This window comes from Georgenia satyanarayanai (assembly GCF_009193135.1).
Taxonomy (GTDB): Bacteria; Actinomycetota; Actinomycetes; order Actinomycetales; family Actinomycetaceae; genus Oceanitalea; species Oceanitalea satyanarayanai.
In genome coordinates this window covers 39388-60345 of record NZ_VUKC01000005.1, presented here as the reverse complement: position 1 = coordinate 60345, position 20958 = coordinate 39388, and the positions used below count along the sequence as shown (strand labels likewise).

Annotated in this window: 19 protein-coding genes; 17 read left to right on the top strand and 2 right to left on the bottom strand. The window is 67.3% G+C overall.

The window, feature by feature from the left end; all coding sequences use genetic code 11:
- Positions 1 to 120: 120 nt before the first annotated feature.
- From GD632_RS07935 to GD632_RS07915, 5 genes are all read left to right on the top strand, one after another.
- A complete protein-coding gene (locus tag GD632_RS07935; RefSeq protein ID WP_152190715.1) occupies positions 121 to 648 on the top strand; it encodes a DUF4854 domain-containing protein in 528 nt (175 codons plus the stop codon).
- 75 nt (positions 649 to 723) lie between these two features.
- Positions 724 to 1890 (top strand): MalY/PatB family protein, encoded by a 1167-nt coding sequence (locus tag GD632_RS07930; protein WP_226924743.1) that lies wholly within the window; start codon positions 724 to 726, stop codon positions 1888 to 1890.
- Positions 1891 to 2001: 111 nt separating this feature from the next.
- Positions 2002 to 3858 carry a hypothetical protein gene (locus GD632_RS07925; RefSeq protein ID WP_152190713.1) on the top strand — a complete coding sequence of 619 codons (1857 nt, stop codon included), beginning with the start codon at positions 2002 to 2004 and terminating at the stop codon, positions 3856 to 3858.
- Entirely contained in the window at positions 3855 to 4394 is a 540-nt protein-coding gene (locus GD632_RS15960) for a hypothetical protein (RefSeq protein WP_193311401.1), read from the top strand. The genes GD632_RS07925 and GD632_RS15960 overlap by 4 nt, the downstream gene beginning before the upstream one ends.
- Positions 4391 to 5311 carry a Kiwa anti-phage protein KwaB-like domain-containing protein gene (locus GD632_RS07915; protein WP_152190708.1) on the top strand — a complete coding sequence of 307 codons (921 nt, stop codon included), beginning with the start codon at positions 4391 to 4393 and terminating at the stop codon, positions 5309 to 5311. Before GD632_RS15960 ends, GD632_RS07915 begins: the two co-directional genes overlap by 4 nt.
- A gap of 31 nt (positions 5312 to 5342) precedes the next feature.
- On the opposite strand, the gene GD632_RS07910 is transcribed toward GD632_RS07915, so the two are convergent.
- The gene (locus tag GD632_RS07910) at positions 5343 to 6491 is read right to left on the bottom strand and encodes a glycerate kinase (RefSeq protein ID WP_152190706.1); all 1149 of its coding nucleotides are present in this window, start codon (positions 6489 to 6491) and stop codon (positions 5343 to 5345) included.
- A 68-nt stretch (positions 6492 to 6559) separates the two neighbouring features.
- Complete coding sequence (locus tag GD632_RS07905; protein WP_152190703.1) at positions 6560 to 7186, bottom strand: dihydrofolate reductase family protein; 627 nt, start codon at positions 7184 to 7186, stop codon at positions 6560 to 6562.
- 173 nt (positions 7187 to 7359) lie between these two features.
- Here GD632_RS07905 and GD632_RS07900 point away from each other — a divergent pair, with 173 nt between their 5' ends.
- The 12 genes from GD632_RS07900 to GD632_RS07845 all read left to right on the top strand — a co-directional run bounded on the left by GD632_RS07900 (position 7360) and on the right by GD632_RS07845 (position 20548).
- Entirely contained in the window at positions 7360 to 8220 is an 861-nt protein-coding gene (locus GD632_RS07900; RefSeq protein WP_193311400.1) for an HAD family hydrolase, read from the top strand.
- Between the two features lie 285 nt (positions 8221 to 8505).
- The gene (locus GD632_RS07895) at positions 8506 to 10239 is read left to right on the top strand and encodes a polysaccharide biosynthesis protein (RefSeq protein ID WP_226924742.1); all 1734 of its coding nucleotides are present in this window, start codon (positions 8506 to 8508) and stop codon (positions 10237 to 10239) included.
- The gene (locus tag GD632_RS07890) at positions 10236 to 11447 is read left to right on the top strand and encodes an aminotransferase class I/II-fold pyridoxal phosphate-dependent enzyme (protein ID WP_152190697.1); all 1212 of its coding nucleotides are present in this window, start codon (positions 10236 to 10238) and stop codon (positions 11445 to 11447) included. The genes GD632_RS07895 and GD632_RS07890 overlap by 4 nt, the downstream gene beginning before the upstream one ends.
- A complete protein-coding gene (locus tag GD632_RS07885) occupies positions 11444 to 12436 on the top strand; it encodes an ATP-grasp domain-containing protein (RefSeq protein WP_152190695.1) in 993 nt (330 codons plus the stop codon). The genes GD632_RS07890 and GD632_RS07885 overlap by 4 nt, the downstream gene beginning before the upstream one ends.
- Positions 12433 to 13134, top strand: coding sequence for an HAD family hydrolase (locus GD632_RS07880; RefSeq protein ID WP_152190693.1), 702 nt, complete (start codon positions 12433 to 12435; stop codon positions 13132 to 13134). The genes GD632_RS07885 and GD632_RS07880 overlap by 4 nt, the downstream gene beginning before the upstream one ends.
- Positions 13131 to 14360, top strand: a complete 1230-nt coding sequence (locus GD632_RS07875; protein ID WP_152190690.1) for a polysaccharide pyruvyl transferase family protein — start codon at positions 13131 to 13133, stop codon at positions 14358 to 14360. The genes GD632_RS07880 and GD632_RS07875 overlap by 4 nt, the downstream gene beginning before the upstream one ends.
- Positions 14361 to 14363: 3 nt before the next feature.
- Positions 14364 to 14999, top strand: a complete 636-nt coding sequence (locus tag GD632_RS07870) for a sugar transferase (RefSeq protein WP_152190688.1) — start codon at positions 14364 to 14366, stop codon at positions 14997 to 14999.
- Positions 14996 to 16249 (top strand): glycosyltransferase, encoded by a 1254-nt coding sequence (locus GD632_RS07865; protein ID WP_152190686.1) that lies wholly within the window; start codon positions 14996 to 14998, stop codon positions 16247 to 16249. The genes GD632_RS07870 and GD632_RS07865 overlap by 4 nt, the downstream gene beginning before the upstream one ends.
- Positions 16250 to 16284: 35 nt before the next feature.
- The gene (locus GD632_RS07860) at positions 16285 to 17340 is read left to right on the top strand and encodes a polysaccharide pyruvyl transferase family protein (RefSeq protein WP_226924758.1); all 1056 of its coding nucleotides are present in this window, start codon (positions 16285 to 16287) and stop codon (positions 17338 to 17340) included.
- Position 17341: 1 nt separating this feature from the next.
- Complete coding sequence (locus tag GD632_RS07855) at positions 17342 to 18145, top strand: glycosyltransferase family 2 protein (RefSeq protein WP_193311398.1); 804 nt, start codon at positions 17342 to 17344, stop codon at positions 18143 to 18145.
- Positions 18142 to 19356, top strand: coding sequence for a lipopolysaccharide biosynthesis protein (locus tag GD632_RS07850; protein WP_152190679.1), 1215 nt, complete (start codon positions 18142 to 18144; stop codon positions 19354 to 19356). Before GD632_RS07855 ends, GD632_RS07850 begins: the two co-directional genes overlap by 4 nt.
- Positions 19357 to 19462: 106 nt before the next feature.
- On the top strand, positions 19463 to 20548 hold the full coding sequence (locus GD632_RS07845; protein ID WP_193311397.1) for an EpsG family protein: 1086 nt from the start codon (positions 19463 to 19465) through the stop codon (positions 20546 to 20548).
- Positions 20549 to 20958: the final 410 nt, after the last annotated feature.

Here is a 20958-nt window from a genome sequence, read left to right as displayed (position 1 = left end):
TGCGCCACGGACTGCGAACGGGTAGACCCGTAACTCGGAGCGCAGATCGGCCACCGACCCGGCGGACCTGCGCTCTTCCGCGCCCGAACGGGCCGGACCCACCGACGAAGGCAGAGGTTCGTGCACACCAAGACCATCCGCGCGGGGGCGACGTCCCTGGCCGCGCTCGCGCTCGCCCTTTCTCTCGCCGCCTGCGGCTCGGACGACGCGGAGCCCGAGGCGACGACCGAGACCACCCAGGAGGCCACCTCCGAGCCGACCACCCCGGAGGCCGAGCCGAGCGCCACCGAGGAGGAGGAGGCGGAGACCGGCGCCGCCGACCAGGAGGCGGCTCTCGACGAGTACGTCGCGCTCGAGCAGGAGCAGCTGGAGGCAGCGGGCGACTCGCTCAAGGAGATCTACTCCGAGGTCACGGTCACGGCGGAGTACCCGGACACGGCCGTGTTCGCCTACACCTACGCGCAGCAGGTCGACCCGGAGGAGGCGGCGACGCAGCTCGAGAGCATGGCCGGGGAGCTCAAGGACCTCTGTGAGACGGCGGTGTTCCCCGCCATGGAGTCCGTGGGCGTCACCCCGAACCAGAGGGTCACCTACGTCTACAACAACGCCGACGGCACCGAGCTCTGGACCCAGACGTTCGAGTCGTAGGACCCGGGCGGTGACGTCCACGGGATAGCGTCGTGGACGTCACCGCCGCGTCCGGCGGCCGAACGAGGAGGACCTGTGCACCGATTCGACGAGATCACCGTCGACCAGCTCCGCGCCGCGGGCAGCACCAAGTGGACGATGTTCCCCGACGCGATCGGTGCCTTCGTCGCCGAGATGGACTTCGGCGTCCCTCCCGCCGTGGCGGAGGTGGTCCGCACGGCCGCCGACACCCAGGCCCTGGGCTACCTCCCGGCCGCCGACCGCACGGCCGCCAAGCGCGCCACCGCCGGCTGGCTGGACCGCCGCTTCGACTGGCAGGTCCCTGAGGACAACGTCTACCTCCTGCCCGACGTCCTGTCCGTCATGCGCATCGCCGTCCAGCGCTTCACCCCGCCGGGGTCCCCCGTCATCGTCCCGACACCGGCCTACATGCCCTTCCTCACCGTGGTCCCCGCCCTGGACCGCGAGGTCGTCGAGGTCCCCTCGACCCTCGGGGAGGACGGCCGTTACCGCCTCGACCTCGAGGCCATCGACGCGGCCTTCGCCGCCGGCGCCGGCCTCCTCGTCCTGTGCAACCCGTGGAACCCCGTCGGACGGGTCCTGTCGCGCGACGAGCTCACCGCCGTCGCCGAGGTCGTCGACCGCCACGGCGGGCGCGTCTTCTCCGACGAGATCCACGCGCCCCTCGTCCTCGACGACCTCCCCCACATCCCCTACGCCTCGATCGACGAGCGCACCGCCGGCCACACGATCACCGCCGTCGCCGCCTCCAAGGGCTGGAACATCCCCGGCCTCAAGTGCGGGCAGATGGTCCTGTCCAACGCCGACGACGTCGCCGCGTTCGCCCCGTACGCCACCGACGCCGGGGACACGGTCGGGCTCCTCGGCGGCCGCGCCGCCACCGCCGCCTACACCCACGGCCAGGACTGGGTCGACGACGTCGTGGACTACCTGCGTGGCAACCGCGACCTCCTCGCCGAGATGGTCGACCAGATCCCGGGCCTGCGCCTCAGCCCGGTGGAGGGCACCTACATCGCCTGGCTCGACTGCCGCGAGCTCGACCTGCCCGGCGGGCCGGCCCAGTTCTTCCGCCGCCACGCCGGCGTCGCCCTCACCGACGGCACCCACTGCGGCGCCGCCGGCGACGGCTTCGCCCGCCTCATCTTCGCCATGCCCCGGCCCATCCTGCGCCGGGCCCTGGAGCGCATGCGCGAGGCCGTCCGCTCCCGCGACGCCGGATGAGGCGCTGAGCCGGGACGACTGAGGCACGTGCGTGTCCTGATTCCGGCCCCGGCCGCGGGCGGTCCGCCATACTGAGGGCACTGACAACGATGTCGAGCGCCCGGAGCACCGATGACCTCCTTGAGCACTGCCGCCGACGTGTGGCAGGAGTGGGTACGTCTCGGCGTGATCCGCCCGCAGGACTACGACGCGGATGTCGTCGAGGCGCTCACTCCGCTGATTGGCGGGGCCGAGGCCCCCGCGAGCACGGTCGCCGACCGGCTCCGCTCCCGGGACGTCACCGTGCGTGACCTCGTGCGCGCCGTCACGCCGCTGCTCACGTCCTTCGCCGGCATGGTCCGCGACCTGTTGCGGCTGTACACGCGGGTCGGCGCGCAGCACGCCACCGGTGAGAACCTTCGCATGGAGTACGAGTACGAGGACGGCCACGTCGTCGACGAGTCGCTCGCTGCCTTCCGCGAGCACGTCGCGTCTGCCGAGACGGCTGTCGCGCTGCTGCCCTCGCTCGTCTTCGATCCGACGCGTGCGTGGCAGGGGCCCGGCTCCGAGTACCGGGAGGTCGAGAGCGAGTTCTCCCGGACGGTTGACGGGAGCTACGACCCCGTCATGTGGGACGACACCCTCCCCCCGCCGCCCGCCACCGGACGCCCGGACGTGGACGACGTCCTCGCCCAGTGGTGGACCCTCCTCCAGGAGTGCACTCGGCTCATCGCGGCCGTCGCCGACGACTACGGACAGCTGCGCGCGTGGCTGTACAGCGAGCCGGAGGACGTACCCCGACACCACATCGACCTGGGCTGGGCCGCGACGGACTTCTGGCCGGTGTTCCAGATGCACGCGGCTCACGGCCTCGCCGAGTCCACCCGGCAGGGGAAGCCTCCGTCACTCGAGGAGCTCGCGGCACTGCGGGAGTGGCTCGACAGCTTCTGGCAGGAGACCCCCACGGAGATCTCGCTCGACGCCCTGGCGGACATCTTCTCGATGCCGATGTGGGGACGCCGGCACGAGCTGTACGCCGCCTGGATCCTCACCCAGCTCGACCGGGCGCTTCCCGGACGGCTGCACATCGAGCTCGTCGACGGCGCGCTCCGGTTCCCGTTCTCACCGACGCGGCTCGCCACGCTCCAGGCGGCTGACCTCGCCGGACGCTCGTGCGACATCGAGCTGTGGAGCGAGTTCCGCACGCCTGCCCACGACCTCGTCGGCTCCGGCAGGAGGAGGGCCGTGCAACCCGACTACCAGTTCCGTCGGGCAGCGACGACCGACGCAGCCGGAGTCGTGCTCGCCGTCGAGGTGAAGCAGTACCTACGGTCCGCCCTGCGCAACCCCAGGGACGCGCTTCGTGACTACGCGGTCAACCTCCCCACCGCCCACGTCGCCCTGGTCGCGCACGGTCCCCTCAGTCCGCGGGTCCTCGAGTCGTTCGCCCCCACCATCAGGGACAGGGTGTCCGCGTTCCCCTACGTGCGGCCGACCGAGCCCGCGCGGTGTCGGGAGTTCCGTGCCGCCGTCGCCGCGCACCTGCCACCACCCCCGCCCGCACCGGCCGAACCGCCTCGCGCCGCGGCGGCACCCACGGCTGCGCGTGCCGGCAGTGCGGCACTCGTGACGTTGACGTGGAGCCCCGCCGTCCACGATCTCGATCTCCACGCTCGTCGCGAGGACACCGACGAACGAATCTCCTACGCGAATCTCGAGGAGCGGTGGGGCCGGCTGCACGACGATGCCGTCAACGGCGGGCCGGAGCAGCTCACCCTGCACCCGACCGGTGGTCGGATCAGGGTGACGGTCCGTGTGTATGACGGACCCGCGTCGCTGCGCGACGCAGGAGCAGCGGTCGAGGTCGCCGTCGACGGCTCCGTCGCGCGACTGGCTCCAGCTCGCGGCGTCAGCTCCGAGTGGACGGTGGGTGAGCTGACGCCGGAGGGACGATTCGTGCCGGGCGCCGAGACGATCATCAGCCCATGAGCTCCGCGGCGCCTCCACGGCTCGGACCTCTGCGCCTCAGGGTGGAGCTCACCCTGGCCGCCTTCACGCCGGCATTCGCGCTGCTCGCCGTTCGCGCCTACGCCACAGCGTGGTTCTGGCTGTTCGCCGGCATCGCCGCCACGGGACTCGTCCTGCTCGTGGTTCTCGCGGCGGTGGTCCGGGTCGGCAACCCTGAACCTTTCCGCTTCACCGAGGTGGAGGACCGTGGGGAGGAGGTCCTCGGCCACGTCGGCGCCTATCTCCTGCCCGTCGTCGTCGACGCCTCGATGGGCACACGCGACGTCGTCATCGCGGTGACGGCTCTCGGCCTCATCGTGCTCATCCACGTCACGACGGGCCGGGTCCACGTCAATCCGCTGGTCTACCTGACGGGACGGCGGATCTACACCGGCGTGAGTGGCGGGAACGCCTACTACGTCATCGCGCGGACCGACCCCTCCGACTGGGCCGAGACACGGCCGCAGTTCGTCCCGGTCGCCCCGTCACTCCTCGTCGAGAGGACGGCAGGCCGATGAGCACCCCGGATGTCATCGCGGAGCAGCTGACGGCGCGCCTGGCAGAGTCGGTCTCGCTCGCCGTCGGGCGGTTCTCCGACGACTCCGTCGCCGGAGAACGACTTGCCCTGAGCAGGAGCACCGCAGAGGCCTTGCGGGGAATCGCTCGCCCGATGGTCGACCGGCTCAGGACGGCACGTGCGGTGCCGTACACCGCGGGCAACGAGGTGGAGGGCGAGGAGTACTTCCTGGTGTCGGACGCGGAGACCCTCGCCGACCTCGGACCGTTCCGCCGGCTCGCGTTGAACCTCGGGAGCATGCCGATGACGCGGCCGGCCGACCTGGACGGCTCCCTCGACGTCACCGCCGCGGGGTTCGGGGACGAGGACGCCGCACGGGTGGTCGCGGTCCAGAAGGCAGACCCGCGGAGGGGCCACCGCGGCGGGAGGTTCTTCGCCCTTGGGGCCCAGCAGCTGACTCTGCTCGACGAGCCCCTCTTCGCGTTCTCACCGCGGTTCGACTTCGTCGTGGGGCCCGACTGGGCCGTCGTGCTCAACCAGCGAGCGTTCGAGAGCCTGCTCCGGCACGTCTCCCAGGTCGAGAAGCGGATCGGAGGGTGGGTCTCCAGCATCACCACGCATCTGCCGATGGCGCCGGGCAGCGCCGACGCCCTGCGTGCCGTGGCGATGCGCGACTCTCGTACGTGGCGCCGCCTGCGCGAGATCAGCCACCGCGGTCACCTCTCGCGGATCACGGTCGATCAGGTCCGTGCGTACAGCGTTCGCGTCGGTCTCGACGCCGACACCGTCGTCCAGGACGGCCAGCTCGTCTTCGACCCGGCCGAGCGGTTCGGGTTCCTCCACCTGCTCAACGAGGACCTGTACCGCGGGGATCTCACCGACGAGGTGTACGAGGCCCAGCGCAAGGCGCCCACATAGGGACTCCCGCCCTCCCCGCGCGGAGGTGGGGTCACCGGGCGAGCATGCGGCAGACGGACTCGGCCGCGTCGGCGACGAGCTCGGCCGCGTCGTCCCTGAGCTGGTCCTCTGTGGCCGGCCCGCGGGCGATGGACACGGCCGCGGTCAGTCCCGCTGCGGCCACCTCCGCCGCCGACACCTCGACACGACCGGCGACGACGACGATCGCCGCGCCCGCGGGGGCACAGTCGCGCACGCCGTCGACGACCTTGCCGTGCAGCGACTGCGCGTCGAAGCTGCCCTCACCGGTGAGCACGACGTCCGCGCCGGCGAGCAGGGCCTGAAGGCCGACGGCGTCGGCCACCAGGCGGGCTCCCGGGACGATCTCCGCCCCCAGGGCGGCGCACAGGGACGCGGGCAGCCCACCTGCGGCGCCCATGCCCGGCGTGCTGAGCAGGGCGGCCTCGTCGGCGCCCGTCGCATCGGCCAGCGTCCTCGCGAGGTGGGCCAGACCCGCGTCCAGGGCGACCACGTCCGACGGCGTGGCCCCCTTCTGCGGGCCGAAGACGGCGGCCGCGCCGCGCTCCCCGACGAGCGGGTTGTCGACGTCGACGGCGACACGCCAGCTGGCCCGGCGGGCGAGCGGGTGGAGGTCCTCGAGCTCGATGCGGTCGATGGCTGCTAGCCCTCCCCCTCCGGGTGCGACGGGCGCACCGTTGCGGTCAAGGAGCCGCGCCCCGAGGGCACGGAGCACGCCGGCGCCGCCGTCCGTCGTGGCCGAGCCGCCGATGCAGAGCAGGATCTCCCGGGCCCCGGACTCGAGGGCGGCGCGCGCGAGCTCGCCGACGCCCGCGGAGTCGGCGCGCAGCGGCTGGAGCGGCACGTCGCGCACGTACGGGAGCCCGTTGGCCTCGGCCGCCTCGATGACCGCCGTCGTCCCGTCCGCGGAGAGCCCGTACCTCGCCGTCCGGGTCCGGCCGAGGGCGTCGGTGACCTCGCAGCGCACCTCCCGGCCCTGCCACGCGCCGAGCAGCGCGTCGAGCGTGCCCTCACCGCCGTCGGCCATCGGCACCGCGGTGACGGTCGCCCCCGGACCGAGCGCTCGGCGGGCTCCCGCCGCCATCGCGCGTGCGGCCGCCAGGGCGCTCAGGCTCCCCTTGAACGAGTCCGGCGCGACGACGACCCTGATGCCCCTGCGCATGGTCCGCAGGCTAGGGCGCCGCCACCCGCAGCCGCACCTCGGTGGTCCGGGGAGGGCCGCTCGGAGCGCTACCGGGTGAAGGTGAGGTGCACGACGCCGCTGGGGGTCGAGACCGCCTCCACGCGGTACTGCTGCTCCAGCGCTTCCAGCCCGTCCCACAACCGCACGCCTCGCGCGAGGAGGATCGGGACCTGGACCACGTGGAGGTGGTCGACGAGCCCGGCAGCGAGGAACTCGCGCAGCACCGTCGGCCCGCCCCCGATGCGGACGTCCCCGCCGCCGGCCGCCTGCCGCGCGACCTCGAGCGCTGCTGCGGGGGTGGTGTCGAGGAAGTGGAAGGTCGTGCCGCCGGCCATCTCCAGCGGCGGGCGAGGGTGACGGGTGAGCACGTAGGTCGGTGTGTGGAAAGGCGGGTCCTCGCCCCACCACCCGCGCCACTGCGGATCGTCCTGCCACCCGGGTGGGCCGAACTTCCCCGAGCCCATGATCTCCGCCCCGATTCCCTGGCCGTGACGCTCGGCGAGGGCATTGTCGACACCGTCGGCACCGGAGGCGTCGTCCCAGAACCGGGTCGCGAACATCCACTCGTGGAGCCGCTCCCCGGCGTGGCCGAACGGGGCGTCGAGAGTCTGCGGCTCCCCGGTGGCGAAGCCGTCGAGCGAGATCGAGAAGTTGTGGACCCTGACGCGAGACATGGCAGCCCTCTCCCAGTTGACCGTGCCCGGGGATGGACCTGCCTCGCCGCGCGAACTCATCGCGGCCGACGCGGACACCAGCTGTCGTCCGGCTGCCTCGGCGATGTTCCCACTCTGCCCTGCGGGGCGACGTAGCGTGGAGGGAGCACCCATCTGTCGAGCTGAGGAGTCTCGTGAAGCCCTGGCCTGAGTTCGTGCCCCGTCTGGTGGCGACCGACATCGACGGCACGATCCTGCCCCACGGGGGCACGGTGAGCCCCCGTACCCGTGACGCGCTGCAGCAGTACGTAGAGCGAGGCGTCGACGTCGTGCTCGTGACGGGACGGCCGCCACGGTGGCTGCCGCCGGTCGTCGAGGCGACGGGCCTGAGCGGGGCGGTCATCGCCGCGAACGGTGCGATGGTCGTCGATGCGTTGAGCCTGGACCACATCGAGATCAGCGCGATCTCACCGGACCACACGGCAGAGGCCGTCGGCAGGTTCACCGCCGCCCTCCCGGACGCCGTGTTCGCCGTCGAGACGCCCTGGGACATCCGCGTGGGCCCCGGGTTCACCGAGGCCCGCACGCGCGGCCGCCGCGAGGGGCTCACCCCGGCGGGACCGCCCGTCACCGACGTGTCCTCGATGGACGAGCTGGTCGAGACCGGGGACGTCATCAAGATCCTCGTGCGCAGCCCCGCCTCGCACCCCGACGAAATGCTGGAGGCGGGCCGCGCCGAGGCCGGTCACGTCGTGAACGTGACCCGCTCTGGGGTCGCCCAGCCCCTCCTCGAGCTCGGCCCGCTGGGCGTCACCAAGGCCTCGACCCTGGCGGCGTTCGCGCGCGCCCGCGGCATCGACCAGTCCGACGTCGTCGCCTTCGGGGACATGCCCAACGACGTCGAGATGCTGCGCTGGGTGGGCCACGGGTTCGCCATGCACGGCGGTCACGCCGAGGCACTGGCCGCAGCACCTCATGTCGCTCCTCCCGTCGAGGAGGACGGCGTCGCGCAGGTGCTCGAGACCTTCCTCGCGCCGCGGACGACGCTCACGTAGCCGCGCTGCCATCTACCACTCGGCGTTCCCCTGGTCATGTCTCGCGTGGCGAGGTCCCACGCTGCGGACGACAGCGCCACCTGGCCGTGCGCTCGGTCACGCGAAGCGTTGTGCGCGATGGGTGTCCCGTATGCTGCTCGACGACTGAAGCCCATCTGGGCCTGCCGTTTCATGCCGCTCGATCGGCGATCAAGGCGCGCCACTAGGAGGATCACCTTGTCCGGGGGGACACTGGCTCGACGAAGCCTGATCGGGCTGTGGGACTGCGCCGCCTGGTGCATCGCCGTGGCGCTCATCGTTGGGACCCGATACGAGTTCTACCTCAACGACGCCCAGTGGAGCACCGTCATTCTCTATGCCGGGCTGGCAAGCGCGGCGCAGGTCGTCGTGGGCGCGCTGCTCAAGCTCTACCGCGGGAAGTACCGGGTGGGCAGCTTTGAGGAGAGCCTCGGCCTCCTCCTCTCCGTGGTCGTGGTAGCGCTCGTCCTCATCGTCACGTTCGTCCTCATCCGCGATCTTGAGGAGTTTCCCCGTGGCATCGCGTTCCTCGCGCCGCCATTCGCACTGACTCTCATGGCCGCCGGTCGGTGGGCCTACCGTGCGTGGACCACGCCGACGCGGCCATCGAGCGAAGAGACCGAGAACGTCCTCATCTACGGCGCTGGTGACGCCGGCTACCAGCTGCTCCGACTCGTCAAGATGGACTCGTCCTCCCCGTACCGGGTTGTCGGCTTCATCGACGACGACCCCGGCAAGCGTCACCTCAGCCTGCTCAACGCACCGGTGCTGGGGAGCCGGAACGACATCGTCCGGCAGGCCCAGGCGCGTGGTGTCACGACGGTCATCCTCGCGATCTCCGCCGCGAGCAAGACGATGATCGCCGAGGTCGCCGACATCGTCGAGGGTGCGGGTATGAAGTTCCTCCTGCTGCCGCCCCTCAGCCAGATCCTCGGTGGGCGGGTCAAGCTGAGCGACGTCAAGGAGGTCGACATCGCCGACATCCTCGGTCGCCGCCAGATCCGTACCGACATCGGTTCCATCGCCAACTACCTCACCGACAAGCGCGTCCTCGTCACGGGCGCCGGTGGGTCCATCGGTTCCGAGCTCGCCCGCCAGGTGCACAAGTTCGGTCCCGCCGACCTCATCCTCCTGGATCGGGACGAGTCCGCGCTCCACGGCGTGCAGCTCTCCATCTACGGCAAGGCACTCCTCGACACCCCGGACATGGCCCTCGCGAGCATCCGCGACAAGGACGCGCTCCGGGAGATCTTCGCGGTCCACCGCCCGGAGGTCGTCTTCCACGCCGCCGCGCTCAAGCACCTGCCCATGCTCGAGCAGTACCCGGAGGAGGCGTGGAAGACCAACGTCATCGGCACGCAGAACCTCCTCGAGCTCTCCGCCGAGTTCGGCGTCGACAAGTTCGTCAACATCTCGACCGACAAGGCCGCGAACCCGACGAGCGTCCTGGGCAAGACCAAGCGCCTCGCCGAGCAGCTCACGGCCTGGTACGGCCAGCACGCGAGCGGCACGTACCTCTCGGTCCGCTTCGGCAACGTCCTCGGTTCGCGCGGCTCGATGCTCCACACCTTCCGCCAGCAGATCGAGCGGGGCGGGCCGATCACGGTCACGCACCCCGACGTCACGCGGTACTTCATGACGATCCCGGAGGCCAGCGAGCTGGTCATCCAGGCCGGCGCCATCGGCAGCGACGGCGAAGTGCTCGTCCTCGACATGGGAGAGCCCGTCAGGATCCTCGACGTGGCGCGGCGGCTGGTCACCCACTCCGGTCAGGACGTCGAGATCGTCTTCACCGGCCTGCGCCCGAACGAGAAGCTCCACGAGGACCTCTTCAGCGAGAACGAGACTGGGGTGCGTCCCCAGCACCCGCTCATCTCGCACGTCGCCGTGCCTCCGATCGCACCGGCCCAGCTGGACCGCGTGCACGACGACGGGAGCCCGCACCACGGAGATGCTGACCGGTCGGCTGAACCGGACTACCAGAAGGAGCGCCAGTCATGAACGATCGGATCTTGCTCTCGCCGCCCGACACCGGGCCGGCCGAGGAGGAAGCCGTTCTGCGTGCACTCCGAGGTGGGTGGGTGGCGCCCCTCGGCCCCGAGGTCGACGCCTTCGAGGAGGAGATCGCGTCCTACACCGGCAGGAAGCATGCCGTCGCGCTGTCATCCGGCACTGCCGCACTTCACCTCGGGCTTCTCAACTACGGCGTCGGTCCGGGGGACGTCGTGGTCACCGCCACGATGACCTTCGCTGCCACAGCGAACGCGATCACCTATACCGGTGCGGAGCCCGTCTTCGTCGACTGCGACGAGACGGGGAACATCGACGTCGATCTCCTCGACCACGCAGTTACAGATCTTCAAGCGCAGGGCAGACGGATCGCGGCGATAGTCCCCGTCGACCTGCTCGGCAAGGTCGCCAATTACGAGCGGATCACCGAGATCGCCGCCCGTGCGGGTGCACCGGTTCTGTCAGATGCCGCCGAGTCGCTCGGCGCATGGCGGAACGGCCGCCCCGCTGGGAGTTTTGGCGACGTGTCAATCCTGTCGTTCAACGGCAACAAGGTGATGACCACCTCCGGTGGCGGCATGCTCCTCACCGACGACCCACACGTCGCGACGAGGACGCGATACCTCGCGACCCAGGCCCGCCAGCCCGTGCTGCATTACGAGCACACGGAGATTGGCTACAACTACAGGCTTTCGAACATCCTCGCCGCGATCGGCCGCGCACAGCTTGGCCGCCTGGACGAAATGATCGCGCGCCGACGATGGAACCGCCTCAGGTATCGCGAGATGGTCTCTGCGCTCCGGGGGGTCCAGATGTTCGGCGCTCCCGACGGCTCCGACGGGGCTCCGACCCGCGACAACTACTGGCTCACGTCGATACTTGTCGACCCCGACGCCGCCGGCTGGAGCGCCTCGACGCTCGCAACGCGACTCAACGCAGGCGGTATAGAGGCCCGTCCACTGTGGAAGCCGATGCACCTCCAGCCCGTCTACGGGGGCCTGCTCTCCTATGTCAACGGCACCTCGGAGCGGCTGCACTCATCGGGACTGTCGCTCCCTTCAGGGTCTGTCATGACTCCAGCACAACTCGACCGCGTCATCCAGACGGTTCAGGAGGTGACCGGGGATCTACACCGGGCAGTTCCAGATGCTTCGGCGCTAACAGCTTCGCCGTCCACGTCCGCCCCGCATAGCCGATGACCACCACCGTCAACGTCCTGATCCTGAGCGCAGGGCGCCGAGTCGAGCTCGTACGGGCGTTCCAAAGAGCGCCGCAGGGTCTCGACGTCACTCCACGGGTTGTCGCTGCCGATGCCAGCGCTCTGGCCCCTGCGCTGTACTTTGCGGACGCACACGAGGTTCTCCCCCGGTGCACGGACGACAACTATGTGCAGGCTCTGCTAGACCTGTGCACGAGGCACGCGATCGACCTGGTCATACCCACGATCGACACCGAGCTCGCAGTGATGGCGGCAAATCGCGAGCTGATCGAGGAGACGACCGGCGCGCTGGTCGCCATCTCCGACCTATCCAGCATCGCCGTCTGCCGGGACAAGGTGAAGACCCACACCTATCTCCGGAGCAAGGGTCTCGTCACCCCACACCTCTACACCGAAGATGAGGTGACGGGGATGCGCGTTAAGTTCCCTGCCTTTGCGAAGCCACGCGGCGGTAGCTCATCGGTCGGCGCACAGCGCATCGACAACGCCGTTGATCTCGAGGCTGCTCGCCGCACGACGCCTGACCTCATGGTCCAGAGCTACGCATCGGGAGATGAGTACACAGTCGACTGCTTCGTCGCCCCGGACGGAAGAACGCTCTCGATCACGCCACGACTTCGTATAGCAACGCGCTCGGGCGAGATCTCGAAGGGAAGGATCGACCATGCGCCGGAAGTAGTTGAGGCGACCGAGCGACTCCTTGCAGCGCTCCCGCTCCGGTACCACGTCACCGTGCAGTGCATCGTCGATAACGGGGCGGTCTCCTTCATCGAGATAAATCCTCGTTTTGGCGGGGGCGCTCCCATGTCGATCCACGCGGGCGCCGACTCCTGTCTGAACCTCTACCGGATACGCCTCGGCCTCCCCACCCCGCCCACACCGGCCAAGGACGGCGCAACGTTCCTCCGGTTCGACAGGACATTGCAGGTCGGAACGAGCGCGGAGCCCCAAGGGGTACTGTTTGAATGAGCCAGATCAACTTCGTCGTATTCGATCTCGACGACACGCTGATGCCCGAGGAGAACTACGTCCGAAGCGGCTTCGCCGCGGTGGCCGACTTCCTCGCGCCGGTCACCACGACGAGTGCCCCGGTGATCGTCGACGCACTGACGTCTTTCCAGACCGAAACTCCGGGCCGCACCTTCGATCGCATCTTGCAGTTCCTGCAGGTAGACCGATTCACGCCTCAGGAACTGGTCACCGTATATCGCGAGCATAAGCCGCGCATCGACTTCTACGCCGATGTCATGCCTACTATCTCCGCTCTTCGCCAAGTCGGCGTCCGAATAGGCATAGTCACTGACGGTTACGCCGTTGCGCAGCGTAGCAAGTTGAACGCGCTCGGCGCTTCTGAGCTCGTCGACGACATCGTCGTCACCGACGAGTACGGACCTGACTTCTGGAAGCCAGATCCCAGAAGCTTTGAGATGCTCGCACGCAACGCTAACTCCGACATCGCACAAATGGCCTACGTCGGCGATAACCCGGCGAAGGACTTCGCCGTCGCCAGCACGCTCCCGCTAACGACTGTACGCATCATGCGGGACGGCGTCCACGGTCACCGCTCGTATCTCAATGACCTACGCGAGCAGATCAGAATTTCGGCTCTGACCGACATCCCGCAGGTTCTTTCGCTACTACCATATTCGGAAGGGAGGAAGGTTTGAGCCAGCGCATCGGCTTTACAGGCCCTTTCTCGGACGTGAACTTTGGCGACTACGCGATGCTCGTCAACAACTACCTGGACATCACGCCTGACGAAGCCGTGCTCTACGCGGCCGATTCCACCTTCCTGCAGAAGGTCGTCGACCACTACCTGAGCGATTCGAGTCCTGCGATACGTCCAGTGGACCTGCGGACGGACGCGGCAGACGGCCTCGATCTCACCGACGCGAGCTTCACACCCGCAGAAGCACTCCCCATGTACGCCGACCCGCAAGGTCTGCTCGATTCCGTGGCGGGTCTCGACGTTCTCGTGGTGAACGGAGGCGGCTACCTCAACGGACTCTGGGCCTCACCTCATCGCGCGCCTCAGCTCATGCAGATCCTCGGCCCCGTGTACGCAGCGAGAAGAGTGGGCACGCAAATCGTGTTGACCGGGAACGGTTACGGCCCATTCGGGGCTTACGAGGACTTCTTCTTCTCCTTGCTCAACGACTTGCCGGGAGTTGCCCTACACACGCGGGATGACATCTACTCCCCTGCTCACCTCCGCCGACTCGGCGTTGCGAGTGAGCGTGTCAAGCAGGTGCCCGACGACCTGTACTTTCTCAGTCCAGGGGTGCCGCAGGCCTGGGACAACGACCTCCCTCCCAAGTACGTCGTCATCGAGTCCTACGCGCCCGTCGAGGAGCTCGCCGCAAATCTGGACACGATCACGCGCTTCGTCCGGGCCATGCGTGACGTGCACGATCACGCAGTCGTCTTCCTGCCTCTCAACCTTGGCCGCGGCGGCACAGATCAAGCCGCGTTCCTCGCCGATCGTCTGCCCGATCTCCATGTTGTCGACATCGAGGCCCACGGGTTTCTTCCTATCGAGACCGCCGCCGCCGTGATAGGTGGTTCATCCCTGGTCGTCAGCATGAGGTACCACGCTGCCGTCCTGGCGATCCAATTAGGAGTGCCTGTCGTCAGCGTTCTGCGTCCCGTCCTAGGAAGTCGCCAGTACTACCACAGCAAGACCTACGGCCTGCTGGCGAAGGCTCTCGGTGCGGATATCGACCAGTCCCTTTTCCTGCGGAATGACATGTACGAGACACTCGACGAGGTGTCCTCGGAACTCAGCGCAATCATTGGCTCCCAAGGTCACGTCATCCGCTCGCGCAAGACGGGGCACGACGCATCCCTCAAGCGCGAACGCGACGCACTGATCAAGCAGATCAGGGAAGTTTGATCGATGGCCCTTTACGAGAAGCTCGGGAAAAGAGTCTTCGACATCGTTGCGACGACGGGCGCTCTCGTCGCTTTCGCACCGGTCTCCGCGGTTATCGCAATCGCCATCCGCGCCGAGTCCCCCGGCGGGGTCCTCTACACCCAGACGCGGATCGGGAAGAGCGGGAACCCGTTCAAGATCTACAAGTTCCGAACGATGCTCCCGCTCGAGCAGAGTTTCCGTCCAGACGGGAGCCCACTCGACAATGACGAGCGAGTCACCCGCGTGGGATCGGTTCTCCGGCGACTGAGCATCGATGAGGTGCCGCAGCTCATCAACGTTGTCAAGGGCGACATGTCGCTGGTCGGCCCACGCCCGACCTTGCCGTACCAAGTCTCTCGGTACACCGATGAGCAGCGCCGGCGCCTACGCGTGCGCCCCGGTCTCACGGGCCTGGCGCAGGTGAGCGGGCGCAACTCCCTGACGTGGACCGAGAAGATCGAGTACGACGTCAAGTACGTCGATGACATCACCTTCCTTGGAGATCTGAGGATCGTGGTTCGCACGCTGAGTACGGTTCTGCGGAAGGAAGACACTGCGTTCAACCGCCATGACGACCTCAGTGTGCATGAGCGTGACTACAGGGACGACATCACATGACTCGGGGTCGAAACTCGGAGAGGTGGCTGCGCCTTCCACGACGTGTCCGGACTCGCGCGGAACTCCCCAGCGATCGGCGCGAGGCCCGACGAGTCATCCTCCTGCTGGTCACCGCCGACCAGTCCGTGAAGCTGCTCTATCCCCATTGCCGGGTCCTCCGGGACAGAGGATGGACTGTGCACGTCGCATCCTCACCAGGTCCCAACCTCGAGAGCCTGCGAGCCAGCGGCTTCGAAACACATCCCATCGCCATGAGGCGCGACGTCTCCCCCGCTCGCGATGCGGTCGGACTCGTCAGAATCACACTGCTGCTCTGGAAGTTGAAGCCCGACGTCGTGAGCGCCGGAACTCCGAAGGCGGGTCTGCTCGGTACGTTGGCGGGAGCGGTGACCCCCAAGGTCAAGTCGGTCTACCTCGTGAGGGGACTGCCGCTCGAAACCGCGGTCGGCCTCAAGCGGAAGATCCTCATGGCCACGGAACGGCTGGCCTGCAGATCAGCAGATTCCGTCCTGACGATCAGCAGATCGCTCGAGACGCGGCTGGATGACCTACGGATCTGTGACCCGAAGAAGATGCGCACTCTCGGACCCGGATCGTCCAAGGGAGTCGACATCGACCGGTTCGTACCGGACGAGTCGTCCCGTCAACATGCCGAGTCGACGCGGAGAACGTTGACCGAACCGATCCTTGGCTACATCGGGCGTATCGCACCAGACAAGGGCCTGGATATCCTCGCGGACTCGCTGTCAATCCTTGCTGCACGGGGCGTTCGGGGAACTCTCCTCGTCATCGGAAATGACGACTCGCCCGCGAGCGCAGCGATACGAGCACGGCTGGACAGGTCGGACTGGACTGTCGTCCAGCGTCCCTACGAGCCAGCTGTCGAACGGGTGTATCCCGTCCTCGACATCCTGTGTGTCCCGAGCCGTCGCGAAGGTTTCGGCAACGTCGTGCTCGAGGCCGCGCTCGCCGGCGTCCCATCGGTGGGGATGTCAGTCACCGGAGTCGTCGATGCCATCGTGGACGGAAGTACCGGCCTGATCGCACATGCCTCGGGAGCAGCTGCGTACGCCGCGTGCATCGAGAAGCTGGCGGCCGATGAACACTTGCGAACGCGGCTCGGCACCGCGGCCCGTGAGCGCGTCGTTGAGCAGTTCGGCGAAGACGCCGTGTGCACTCGCTATGTACAACATTACGAGTCACTGACTCCAGCCCCATCGGATGAACGACAGAGACGAGGGTCCTGGTGAGTACAAGCCGAGTCACCGCGGTTGGCTATTACGGTATGTCGAACTTTGGCGATGACCTGTTCCGCGCGACTATCGTCGCGCGCGGTTCCGACCTGTGGCCGTCCGCACGAGTGCGCACGTCGGCTCCTCGCGACAGGTCCACCCGCGTCGGTCGGGCATACCAATCCGCGTCGAAGGCCGGCGCCATGCTTCGGCTGACCTATGCAGTGCGTGACTTTCGCTGGGCCGACGAGATCGTCTTGGCAGGCGGGTCGGTGTTCCAGGCAGTCAGGGGACGCCACGTCATGGAGGCCTGGCTTGCCCGACACAGGCTCCGCCGCCTGTCGGCGCTCGGAGTCTCGTTCGGACCCTTCTCGAGCGCGACGATCGAGCAGGAAGTAGCCGAGTTCACGCGGGCGTTCGAGCGCATCGTCGTCAGAGACCGGCCCTCGATGGAGTTCGCGGAGCTGTGGGATATCGCGGACAAGGTCGAGTTCGGGGGTGATCTCGCGGCGCTCTACCCCTTCGAGGCCGAACTGCCGACGCCATCGGATGACCTCACCAGCGTCGGAATCATGCCTTGCGCGTACAAGGGCCTCGACCGTCGGGCGTACCTCGGCGGAATCTCGGAACTTCTCGCCGCCCTTAAGGAAGTCCATGGGGCGCGGCTTCGAGTGACGTCGATCGCGCTCAACTACCACCCGACCAACGGTGACCTCGAACTCGCCAAGGACGTCGCTCGCGCTGCCCGAGCTCACACCGACGATGTGCAGCTTCATGTCTACGACGGTGATCTAGTTGAAACACTTGGTGTGATCCGACGCCAGTCGTTCAACGTGGCCACCCGCCTGCACGGAGGCATCGTCTCGTACCTCACGGAGACACCCTTCGCCCAGGTGAGCTACCACGCCAAGTGCGCCGACTTCATGAACGACATCGGGGCACCCGACGCCGCCACACTCCCCACTGATGCAGACGTTTCGCGGTGGCGCGCTCTGGCTGAGTACGCGTGTGCATACAGTCGACCCCAGATGAGCGTGGACGACTACCGTCAGCGGGCCGAGTCGACGTACGTCGAAGGCTCGGGGCGGATAGATAGAAGAGGAAACTAGCTTGGACGTTTCTGTCATTATCCCGCACTACGGCGACACCTCGACGCTGAAGCGCGCGATCGAGTCGGCTCTCGATCAGACCTTGCCACCTCAGGAGATCATCGTCGTCGACGATGCGAGCCCGGTTCAGGATCGGGAGGCACTCGCTCGCCTCGTGAAAGAGCTCTCACCAAGCGTCCGCGTCGTTCAGCTGCACGAGAACTCGGGCCCGGGCGGCGCACGCAACGCCGGTTGGGATGCGGCGGGCGGCGACGTCGTCGCCTTCCTAGACTCGGACGACTCCTGGCTTCCCACGAAGCTGGAGAGGCAGTGCGGCGCCCTTGAGAGCCAGGCGCTCGACCTGGTAGGCGGGCCCAACGTCTGGTTGGCTCTCGGAGACACCACGTCTGAGCAGGGTCCTCGCAACGCAGCCGTCGTGACTCGTCGGGCTCTTCTCTTCAAGAATCGCTTCGCCACCTCAAGCGTCATGGTGCGGCGAGAAGTCGGACTGCGGTTCAACGCCGAGCGCCGGTACGCAGAGGACTACGAGCTGTGGTTGCGGCTCCACCTCAATGGAATGCGTCTTGGGCGCCTCCCGACGCCCCTGAGCGTGAGCTACAAGCGCCCATTCGGAGACTCGGGTCTCAGTGCGAACCTCGCTGCCATGGCGCGCAATCAGCTGCACGTCTACTACCGGGCGCGAGCGGACCGCCTGCTCAGCTTCGGCGAATGGCTCGTGGCCAGCGCATGGTCAGTCGCCCGAAGCGGACGACGGTTCGTGAAGTCTTTCGCCTTCCGGGTGTTCGAGAATCGCCGACCGCGGTGAGCAGACGGCTCAGCCTCCGGGGGTGGGGTTCGTCGCTCGGCCTCACAACCGGATACCTCGCACGCGCCGCAACTCAGTGGTTCTTGCTCTGGTTCTTTGCGGCAACCGCCGGTCCGCAGGGCGCGGGCCAGTTCTCACTCGCAATGGCACTGTCCGCCCCGGTGTTTATCTTCTCGCAGCTAGGCATGCGCAATCTCTATATGTCTATGCGGGACCGTCCGGGCCTTTCCACGTTCTTCAACCTCCGTACCATTCTTTCCCTGGCAGCCGGTGGAGTGGTGCTCACCATCGTTGCGATCCGGTCAGACATCGGGGCCAGCATCGTCGGCCCTGTCATAGCGATCAAGTTCTTCGACTCGTTGACCGATATCTGCGTCGGGGCTCTCCACGCCAATGGCCGAACCAGTCGCGTAACGGCGTCGATGTATGCGAACGCGGTCGGCACGACCACAGGTGCCGGCGCGGTGTTCTACCTCACCGGAGATCCCATCTCATCGCTCTGGGCGTCTGCCGTCGCGTCGGCACTCGTCTTCGCATACTTCGGCATCCCTGTGCTCCGCGCATATCGAACTCCGACATTTGGAGGCTTGCGCGCACGCTTGACGGAGAGCGGAGTCATCGCGAGGTCAGGCCTGCCCCTCGCGGTGGCCGAGGCAATCTCCACACTGCTGGCGTACCTGCCCGTGCTGTATCTGGCGGAGACCGCTACACAAACCGAGATCGGCCTGTTCTCGACTGCGATGTATGTGATCACATTCGCCAACCTGTTCTACAGCTCTACCCAGCAAGTCTGGCTTGCGCGACTCGCGCAGGAGCATCGGGCGGGCCGTCTCCGAGCGGCGGCCATGCCGCCCCTCATCGCAATGGCGGCACTAGGACTGCTCGGCGCCGGCGCTACGTTCGCGCTTCTGCCACCCCTGCTCCCTGTCATCTATGGGCCCGAGTTCGGGCTCACCCACTCCCAAGTCGCCCCACTTGCCATCGCGGTCCTCATGCTCGCATTCTCATACGCCGCAAACCTTCTCCTGCTGGTCCTGAACAGGTACACAAGACAGTTGTACGTCGCGGCCTCCGCCCTCGGCGTCTCGCTCGTGACAGCGTTCATACTGTGGGACCACGGCTCGATCTGGGCAGCTGGCGTCCTGGTCGCGACCGCCGCCTGCGCGCGGGCGGTCGGTGCGGTCACAGCACTCCTCCGGGCAGAGAGTTGACCAGACATATGGGTTGCGGTCTCCGCGATCGAAGAGCAGGGATCGATCTAGATCATCTCGGGACGCAAGCAGGCCGACACACTATGCATGGAGCGGAGGGCGCCGAGTGGTCGAGAGCATCCTGATCGGAGCCATCTTGGCGACCGCTGTTGCATGGTCGCTCGCTCTCGCGCTCGTCCCGTCGGGCCGGGAGACACCCGGCGCCTTGGTGTTTCCTCCCCTCGCTGTATATACGTCACTCGCTGGCTACGCGGCCCTTGTCGTAGGTCGTGGCATTAGCGACCGACAGAACTACCTACGGGATCTCGAAGAGGTCGCTCGTGGCGGTGGCATCGATTCTATCGAGCGCGAGCCGTTGTTCTGGGCATTCCTCAAAGGCGTCTCATTGTTCGGCGACACCGATGTCCACCTCTATGTCGGCGTAGCGATCGTGTGCGCAGTCGCCTATATCGCGGCCCTCCGGCTGCTGATGCCATGGGCTTCCGTTCCCGTGACGTTCTTGGGCGTACTTGCACTCGGCTTCTTCGTGACATACTCGTCGGTTGCCATTCGCCAGGGACTTGCGCTGGCCTGCATCGTACTGGCGATCTCACTGCTTCTCAGCGGCGCTAAGAAGTCCGCTTTCGCCGCACTCATCGTGGCGAGCCTCTTCCACTGGTCAGCCATCACGGCCGCCGCAATCATCCTCATAGTGTTCGTGACCAAGGTCAGTTACGCCACGCTCGTGAAGATCTGGCTCATTTCGTCCGCAGCGGCATTCACGGGCATCTTTCGATTCCTCTTGAGCCCTCTCAACCAATCGATCGACAGACTGGGCGCATATGCCGACCCGGACCTCGCCCGCAGTTACAGCGGTGGCACTCTCCGAGTCGAATTCTGGCTGTTCTCGCTCGGTCTGCTCGTCGCCATCCACTTCTTCGCGGTGCGGGGTCCCGGTGAGCGGGGCGCGACAGAACTCGCTCGCTACTTCGTCGCACTCAACTGCATGTACCTGCTCTTGGCGCATGTGTACTTCTCGGACCGCATCGCCGTGTATTCATGGACTCTGGCGCCGATCGCGCTCATCCCCGCACTCGTCAAGGGGGGTCGCACACTCGGCGACCACTTGAGAGTATTCGCGACCTTGATCGCCATCCTCGCCGTCGGCTTCCTGTTCGGCCCGTTCGGGGAGATCTTGTCCGGAGCCACCTAGGCGGATGACCAGCGAAGACGGACGACGGTGCGTCGACTCGCCCATCATGCTCCGCGCCGTCACAGTGCTTTATCGCTTGTTCAGCAACCAGCGACTGACGCACGGCTCGACAGGTCACTCCCGCACGTGCCGGACACCCATGGCGTGATAACTGCCGCTCAGGCGCTTTGGCACTCCCCCAGTCACGCCTGCGGTCGTTGCGGCTATGACACTGGCCGCTCCTCAGGCCGACTGCCTCCTCCGCCCCGGAAGGGCGCTCCGTCTTCCCTACCGGAGAGCCCCTGAGCCGCCGGTTCGGAGGGCCGAAGCGCCCCAGTGCCGCGGCGACGGCACGGCTGGCATCGCTTCGGCCTGAAGCCGCTACACGCGAAGGTGTGGGAGGATGTTTCGGCACGATAACTGGGCTACCG

Excerpts from the sequence above, each read along its gene's own strand:
- GD632_RS07925 (WP_152190713.1), top strand. The coding sequence starts at position 2,002 with ATGACCTCCTTGAGCACTGCCGCCGACGTGTGGCAGGAGTGGGTACGT.
- GD632_RS15960 (WP_193311401.1), top strand. The coding sequence starts at position 3,855 with ATGAGCTCCGCGGCGCCTCCACGGCTCGGACCTCTGCGCCTCAGGGTG.
- GD632_RS07915 (WP_152190708.1), top strand. The coding sequence starts at position 4,391 with ATGAGCACCCCGGATGTCATCGCGGAGCAGCTGACGGCGCGCCTGGCA.
- GD632_RS07910 (WP_152190706.1), bottom strand. The coding sequence starts at position 6,491 with ATGCGCAGGGGCATCAGGGTCGTCGTCGCGCCGGACTCGTTCAAGGGG.
- GD632_RS07905 (WP_152190703.1), bottom strand. The coding sequence starts at position 7,186 with ATGTCTCGCGTCAGGGTCCACAACTTCTCGATCTCGCTCGACGGCTTC.
- GD632_RS07890 (WP_152190697.1), top strand. The coding sequence starts at position 10,236 with ATGAACGATCGGATCTTGCTCTCGCCGCCCGACACCGGGCCGGCCGAG.
- GD632_RS07885 (WP_152190695.1), top strand. The coding sequence starts at position 11,444 with ATGACCACCACCGTCAACGTCCTGATCCTGAGCGCAGGGCGCCGAGTC.
- GD632_RS07880 (WP_152190693.1), top strand. The coding sequence starts at position 12,433 with ATGAGCCAGATCAACTTCGTCGTATTCGATCTCGACGACACGCTGATG.
- GD632_RS07870 (WP_152190688.1), top strand. The coding sequence starts at position 14,364 with ATGGCCCTTTACGAGAAGCTCGGGAAAAGAGTCTTCGACATCGTTGCG.
- GD632_RS07865 (WP_152190686.1), top strand. The coding sequence starts at position 14,996 with ATGACTCGGGGTCGAAACTCGGAGAGGTGGCTGCGCCTTCCACGACGT.
- GD632_RS07860 (WP_226924758.1), top strand. The coding sequence starts at position 16,285 with ATGTCGAACTTTGGCGATGACCTGTTCCGCGCGACTATCGTCGCGCGC.